The organism is Streptomyces sp. SID11385 (assembly GCF_010548245.1).
Taxonomy (GTDB): Bacteria; Actinomycetota; Actinomycetes; order Streptomycetales; family Streptomycetaceae; genus Streptomyces.
In genome coordinates this window covers 1-5889 of the sequence record NZ_JAAGLR010001060.1, presented here as the reverse complement: position 1 = coordinate 5889, position 5889 = coordinate 1, and the positions used below count along the sequence as shown (strand labels likewise).

Below are 5889 nucleotides of genomic sequence, written 5' to 3'. Positions count from 1 at the left end.
CCCCCGGCGCGTACCGCTGAGCGCGGCGGGGCGCGGGGCGAGGCGGGTGCGGGTGACGACGAGCTGGCCGTCCTCGGGGTAGGCGTGCCACGTGCGCCACTGCGTCTCGCCGTCGCGGCGCTGCACGAGCATCGCGGTGAACGCGTCGGGGCTGCCGGGGAAAATGCCCGCGAGGCCGTGCGGGTGCTCGGCGACGAGCGCGAGGAGTTCCTGCGCGCGCCCCGCGAACGCGCCGGGCGGCAGCTCCTCGACGCGCGCGGCGAAGTGGTAGTCGAAGCCGTCGAACTCCTCGACGACGCCCACCGGGAGCGGCGCGCCGCCGCCCGGCAGACAGGCGACGGTCTCCGAGCACTCCCCGTACTCGTCCTCCAGGAGGACTTGGTGGGAGGCGCCGAGCAGCCGCAACTGCACGGTCGCCTCCTCCAGTTTCAGGTCGAGTGCCGAGAGACAGGGCAGGGGTTCGCGGCCGAGCGCCCACGCGAGATCGCTCGCGCGCGTGTCGGTGTAGGTGGTCTTCAGGGTCGTGAGCATGGTTCGGCTCCACAGGCGCGCAAGGACGAGGAGGGGCGGGCTGTCTCCCACGGGACGGCGACGGGGTGACCGGCCGGTCGGGACCCGGATTCCGTGGTACGGGCCGGGGTGCGGGAGTAGCCGGCTCGTGCCCACCGGGGCCGTGCCCGTGAGCTGAGTGGGACGGGAACGACGGCGGAGGGGCGGCGACGTTTTAGAGGGAATCATGAACTCTCGTGCCCTGACCGCCTTTTCGCCCAACTCCGGGTGGTTTCCATCCCCCAGAGGGCCGGGCAGTTCACATGTTCAACCAGTGCGGAGCTTGCGCGGGGCGGGGTGTGGGGTGCGGCGGGGCGGGGGGTGCTCGGGTCGGGGGTACGGGGCTTGTCCAGTGCTTTTCTGGTCCTGGGGGCAAAAAACACTCGTGTGAGTGACAAGGAGTGCTCCATCTGTCACGTAGCGTGGCCCGTGTGAGCGAACCGCGTGCTGTCGTCCCATCCGGCCGGCCGCCGTCCCACCCGGGGGCGGAGGGTGCGCGCGGCGTGCTCGTGGACGAACGCGGTCGCGGCAAGGGCGGCTCCGGCTCCGTGGAGGAGGCCGGGCAGGAGGCCGCGGCCGAACTGCCGCCGCTCTCGCTGCCGGTGCCGCCCGGTGTCGGCCGCTTCCTCGTGCTGCTCGCCGTCTTCGTCTGCGCGGCCTGCGGACTCGTGTACGAACTCGAACTCGTCGCCCTCGCCTCGTACCTGCTCGGCGACTCGGTCACGCAGGCGTCCCTCGTCCTCTCCGTCATGGTCTTCGCGATGGGCATCGGCTCGCTGCTCGCGAAACGGCTGTGCACACGCGCCGCGGCGGCCTTCGGCGTGATCGAGGCGGGGCTCGCGCTCGTCGGCGGGTGCAGCGCGCTCGCCCTCTACGGGGCCTTCGCCTGGTCGGGGCGCTTCCCGGGCGCGTGGGCGAGCGGTTCGAGCGGCCTGCTCATCGGCTTCACCTTCGCCATCGGCGTGCTGATCGGGGGTGAGGTGCCGCTGCTCATGGTGCTCATCCAGCGCATCAGGCGGCAGGAGGCGGGCGGCGCGGTCGCCGACCTCTTCGCCGCCGACTACGTGGGCGCGCTCGTCGGCGGCCTCGCCTTCCCCTTCCTGCTGCTCCCCTTCCTCGGCCAGCTCACGGGCGCCCTGCTCACCGGCGCGATCAACGCCTGCGCGGGCGCGGCGCTCGTCCTCGGCCTCTTCCACCGCGACCTGAGCCGGCGCGCCCGCTGGACCCTGCTCGTGCTCAACGCCTTCGTCCTCGGCCTCCTCGCGATGGCCGCGCTCCACGTCGGCGACTTCGAACGCGCCGCGCGCCGCGCCGTCTTCGGCGACGACGTGCACGTGGCGCTCCACAGCGACGTGCAGGACATCGTCCTGACGGGCCGCGCCGGGCAGCCGCTGACGCTGTACCTCGGCGACGGACCGCGCGTCAGCTCCGCCGACGAGGGCGTCTACCACCAGGCGCTCGTCCGCCCCGCGCTCGCCGGTCCGCACGCCCGCGTGCTCGTCCTCGGCGGCGGCGACGGGCTCGCGGTACGGGAGGTGCTGCGCGTGCCCGGGGTACGAGTGGTGGACGTCGTGGAGGTGGACCGCGAGCTGCTGCGGCTCGCCCGCAGGGACCCCCGGCTCGGTGGGCTCAACCGGCACGCGCTCGACGACCCGCGCGTGCACGCGGTCTCCGCCGACGCCTTCACGTGGCTGCGCGCCAACCGGCGCCGCTTCGACGCCGTCGTGGCAGATCTGCCCGACCCGCGCCAGACGGCGGCCACGAAGCTCTACTCCCAGGAGTTCTACGGGCTCCTGAAGCGGGCCCTCGCGCCAGGTGGCCGCTCCGTCGTGCACGTTGGCTCGCCCGGCCGGGACGCGCGCGACTACTGGCGCGCCGAGCGCACCCTGCGCGCCGCCGGGCTGAGCACGGCGCCGTACGCGGCGAAGAAGGGGCGGGCGGAGTGGGGATACCTGCTCGCCGCCTCCGGCGAGCGACCACGCCTCGCCGTTCCCGCCCGGCCGGGGGGCGGGTTCGGCGTACGGGAGCTGCGGGCCGGCGCACGACGGGTGGCGGGGACGCGGGTGCGCGGCCTGAAACCGTCGACGCTGGTGTCACCCCGGTACGGGTGGTGAGGCGGACGAGGCGCGGGCGGGGCGGGGGCGATGGAGCGCGTGCGAACGAGGTCGGTGGGGTGCCTGCGGGTGGGTCCGGCGAGGCGTTCGGAACGAGGAGGGTACGGAAGGGGCGGGCGTGGGTAGGCTCGCCCGCCATGGAGCATGAGGTCTTCGTCCCGGTTCCCCCCACCGCGCTGCGGCGCGCGCTCGGCGACCCCACCCGGGTTCCCGATTGCGTGCCGGGACTGCGCGCCGAGCCCGGACCCGAGCCGCGCACGGCCCCCGGCGGTGACGGCATCGCGGTGCACGGACGGCTGCGGCTGCGCGCCGGGAGCCACACGATCACGTACCGGGGCGCGCTGCGCCTGACCGCCCGCCCCGACGACAGCTGGGCGCTGCACGTCTCGGCGACCGAGGCGCGCGGCGAGGGCTCGGTACGGGCGCGGCTGAGCCTGACGCTCGCGGAGGCCGAGGGCGGCACGCGGGTGCGGTTCGCCGGGAGCGGGGAGGTCGCGGGCCGGCTGCTCGACGAGGCCGGCCCCCAGACTGCCGAATCCGCCCTCCACCGCCTCCTCAACCGCTTCGCCGCGAACCTGGGCCGGGCCGGGGAGGCGGACGCCGGGGAGCCGAGTGCGGGGGAGTCCGGCGGAGCGGGGGCGCGCGGCGCGCGGGCCGCCGGTTCTGACGGACCGGGCACTGTGGGATCGAGTGCCGGTGGACCGGGCGGGAAGGCGGCCGGGGCGGAGACCGGTGCGGAAGCCGGTACGGACGAAGAGCCGGGGACGGCGTTCGGGGAGGACGCGATGACGGACGGGACGGACAGGACGAGCGGGACGGGCGAACAGCCGGAGGGAGAAGGGGCGGAGGGAACGGAAGGCGAGAAGCCGGCGCAGCGGTCGGCGGGACCGGAGGAAGGGAGCGGCGCCGAGAAGGACGCGGGCGCGGAGGCCAGGGGCGCGGAGGCGGCGGTGGACGGTAGTACGGATGCCTCCGATGCCGCCGACATCGCGGATGCTGTCGATGGCGCGGGCGGAGCTGAGGCCGAGGGCGGTGCCGGTGTCGCTGACGCTGCCGACCTCGCGAAGGACGACGCCGCCGACACCCACGACGCCGCCGACGCTGGCGACCCCGCCGACCCCGCCGGCACCCCCGCCCCCGGTGACGACGACCTCCTCGGCATCGTGCCGGACACCCCCGCCTCGGTCTTCGACAGTGAGGTCCCGCCGTCCTCGCTGGGGCGCGAGGAGGGGCCGCTCGGCCCGGAGGAGGCGGAGCCACCGGCCGAGGCCGCGCACGCCCGCCGGACGATGATCGGCCGCAGCGCGGAGGAGGTCGATCACGCGCCGCCCCGGGGCCGGTACGCGCCCGAAGCGGTCGGCGGCGCGGGTTCCACCGCGAACACGCTGCGCTGGGCCGCCCCCGTGGCGGCGCTCGTCGTGGCCTCGGCGGTGGTGGCGGGACGCGCGCTGCGCCGCAGGCACTGACGGGTGCGGCGCGGGATGCGGGCGCGGGCGCCGGTGTGCGCGGGTGATCTCCTCGGCGCCCGGCGCCCCGCGTAAGGTCACCCCGTGACCACCGCACATGAGACGACGCTGACCACCCGCACTTCCTCCCTCACCGTGCGCCCGGACCTCGGGGCCCGGCTCGGTTCGCTGAGGGTGGGGGAGTACGAACTGCTGCGGCCCGGCGATCGCTACGGCTCGTTCCCGATGGCCCCGTTCTGCGGGCGCACCCGGGGCGGGCGCTTCACCAACGGCGGGACGATCCACCAACTGCCGCTCAACGACGACCCCAACGCCATCCACGGCACCGCGCGCGACCACCGCTGGGCGACCGCGCCCGTGCCGGACACCGAGGACGGCCGGCCCACGGCGGCGTTCACGTACGACCTGGCCGAGCCGTGGCCGTACCCCGGGCGGGTCACGCAGACGATGGAGCTGGGCGAGGACGCGCTCACGCTGCGGATGGGCATCGAGACGTACGGGGACTCGTTCCCGGGCCAGGTCGGCTGGCACCCGTGGTTCCGGCGGAACCTCGGGAAGGGCGGCGAGGACGTGAAGATCGAGTTCCAGCCCGCGTGGCAGGAGGAGCGCGGCGCGGACCACCTGCCCACGGGCCGCCGGATCGACCCGCTGCCGGGTCCGTGGGACGACTGCTTCGGGATGCCGGACGGCGTCACGGTCCTGCTCACCTGGCCGGGCGAGCTGGAACTGACCGTGACCAGCCCGGAGAAGTGGGTCGTGGTCTACGACGAACAGGACGACTGGGTCTGCGTCGAGCCCCAGACCGGGCCCCCCAACGGACTCAACACGCAGCCCCGCCTCATCACCCCGATCGAGCCGCTGGAGGCCTCGACGACGTGGAGCTGGCGACTGCTGTGAGCCGAGCTGCCGTGAGCTGAGGCGGGGAGGCGGGGAGTCGGCTCGCGCGGGGTACGCGCAGGGGGCCGAGACCCCGACGGAAGGCACGGCCCATGGAACTGACGCTGCCGCAGCGGATCTACCTCCTTGCCGCCTACGACCCCGACAAGGCCGATTTCACCGCCGCCGGGCTCCAGTTCCGGGGCCAGCGTCTGCGCGCCGCCGCCTTCGCCGCGCTCGTGGCGGACGGGCTCGTGCGCACCGACGGCAAGAAGGCGTGGCGCGTCGCGGAGCCGGCACCCCGGGACGGGTTCCTGCGCGGGGTGTGGGACGAGCTGCCGGCCGACAAGGCGCTCGGCTGGCTCCGGCTCGTCCACAACAAGGCGCACACGGCCGAGGCCCCGGTACGGGAGCAGCTCCGCGAGGCCGGGTACGTGGCCGAGCCGCAGGGCCACCGCCTCAACCCGCTCGCCAAGCACAAAGGGGCGCCCCGCGACCCGGGCCGGCTGCTCGCCCTGCGCGAGCGGGGGCGTACCCCCGTGCTCGCGGACAGCGAGCCGGAGCAGGTCCCCGACGAGGACGTGACGCTCGCGGTGCTGTGCGCGGAGGGCGGTACGGGGGCGCTGTTCAGCGGCAAGGAGCAGAAGGCGCACAAGGAGACGCTGAATCGCTTCGGCGCCCACTTCGACGCCCGCGTCCCCGGGCTGCGCGCGGCCCTGCTCACCTCGATCCTCTCGGCACGGTCCGTGGGCGGCGGGTGGAGCTGAACGGGGAGCCCGGCGGGCTCGGGACGGTACGGGGGCGGGGCATCCACCGATCCGGGGCCGCCCCGGCCCCGTACCCCTGGCGACCGCGGGCCGCCCCCCGACCCGTCCCCCCCCCCC

The 5889-nt window shown here is 75.2% G+C and carries 5 protein-coding genes; 4 read left to right on the top strand and 1 reads right to left on the bottom strand.

Annotation, left to right across the window (positions count from 1 at the left end; genetic code table 11):
* Positions 1–531, bottom strand: a 531-nt coding sequence (locus G3I42_RS32615; RefSeq protein ID WP_164291287.1) for a DUF2617 family protein, incomplete at its 3' end; no start/stop codon positions are given.
* 566 nt (positions 532–1097) lie between these two features.
* On the opposite strand from G3I42_RS32615, the gene G3I42_RS32610 reads away from it, so the two are divergent.
* The 4 genes from G3I42_RS32610 to G3I42_RS32595 all read left to right on the top strand — a co-directional run bounded on the left by G3I42_RS32610 (position 1098) and on the right by G3I42_RS32595 (position 5772).
* Complete coding sequence (locus tag G3I42_RS32610) at positions 1098–2663, top strand: polyamine aminopropyltransferase (protein ID WP_343244726.1); 1566 nt, start codon at positions 1098–1100, stop codon at positions 2661–2663.
* A 137-nt stretch (positions 2664–2800) separates the two neighbouring features.
* Complete coding sequence (locus G3I42_RS32605) at positions 2801–4129, top strand: hypothetical protein (protein WP_164291285.1); 1329 nt, start codon at positions 2801–2803, stop codon at positions 4127–4129.
* A gap of 108 nt (positions 4130–4237) precedes the next feature.
* Entirely contained in the window at positions 4238–5026 is a 789-nt protein-coding gene (locus tag G3I42_RS32600; protein ID WP_164291288.1) for an aldose 1-epimerase, read from the top strand.
* A 92-nt stretch (positions 5027–5118) separates the two neighbouring features.
* Positions 5119–5772, top strand: coding sequence for a GPP34 family phosphoprotein (locus tag G3I42_RS32595; RefSeq protein WP_164291284.1), 654 nt, complete (start codon positions 5119–5121; stop codon positions 5770–5772).
* The last annotated feature ends 117 nt before the right edge of the window (positions 5773–5889 follow it).

Coding starts and splice junctions, on each gene's coding strand:
- G3I42_RS32605 (WP_164291285.1), top strand. CDS start 2,801: ATGGAGCATGAGGTCTTCGTCCCGGTTCCCCCCACCGCGCTGCGGCGC.
- G3I42_RS32595 (WP_164291284.1), top strand. CDS start 5,119: ATGGAACTGACGCTGCCGCAGCGGATCTACCTCCTTGCCGCCTACGAC.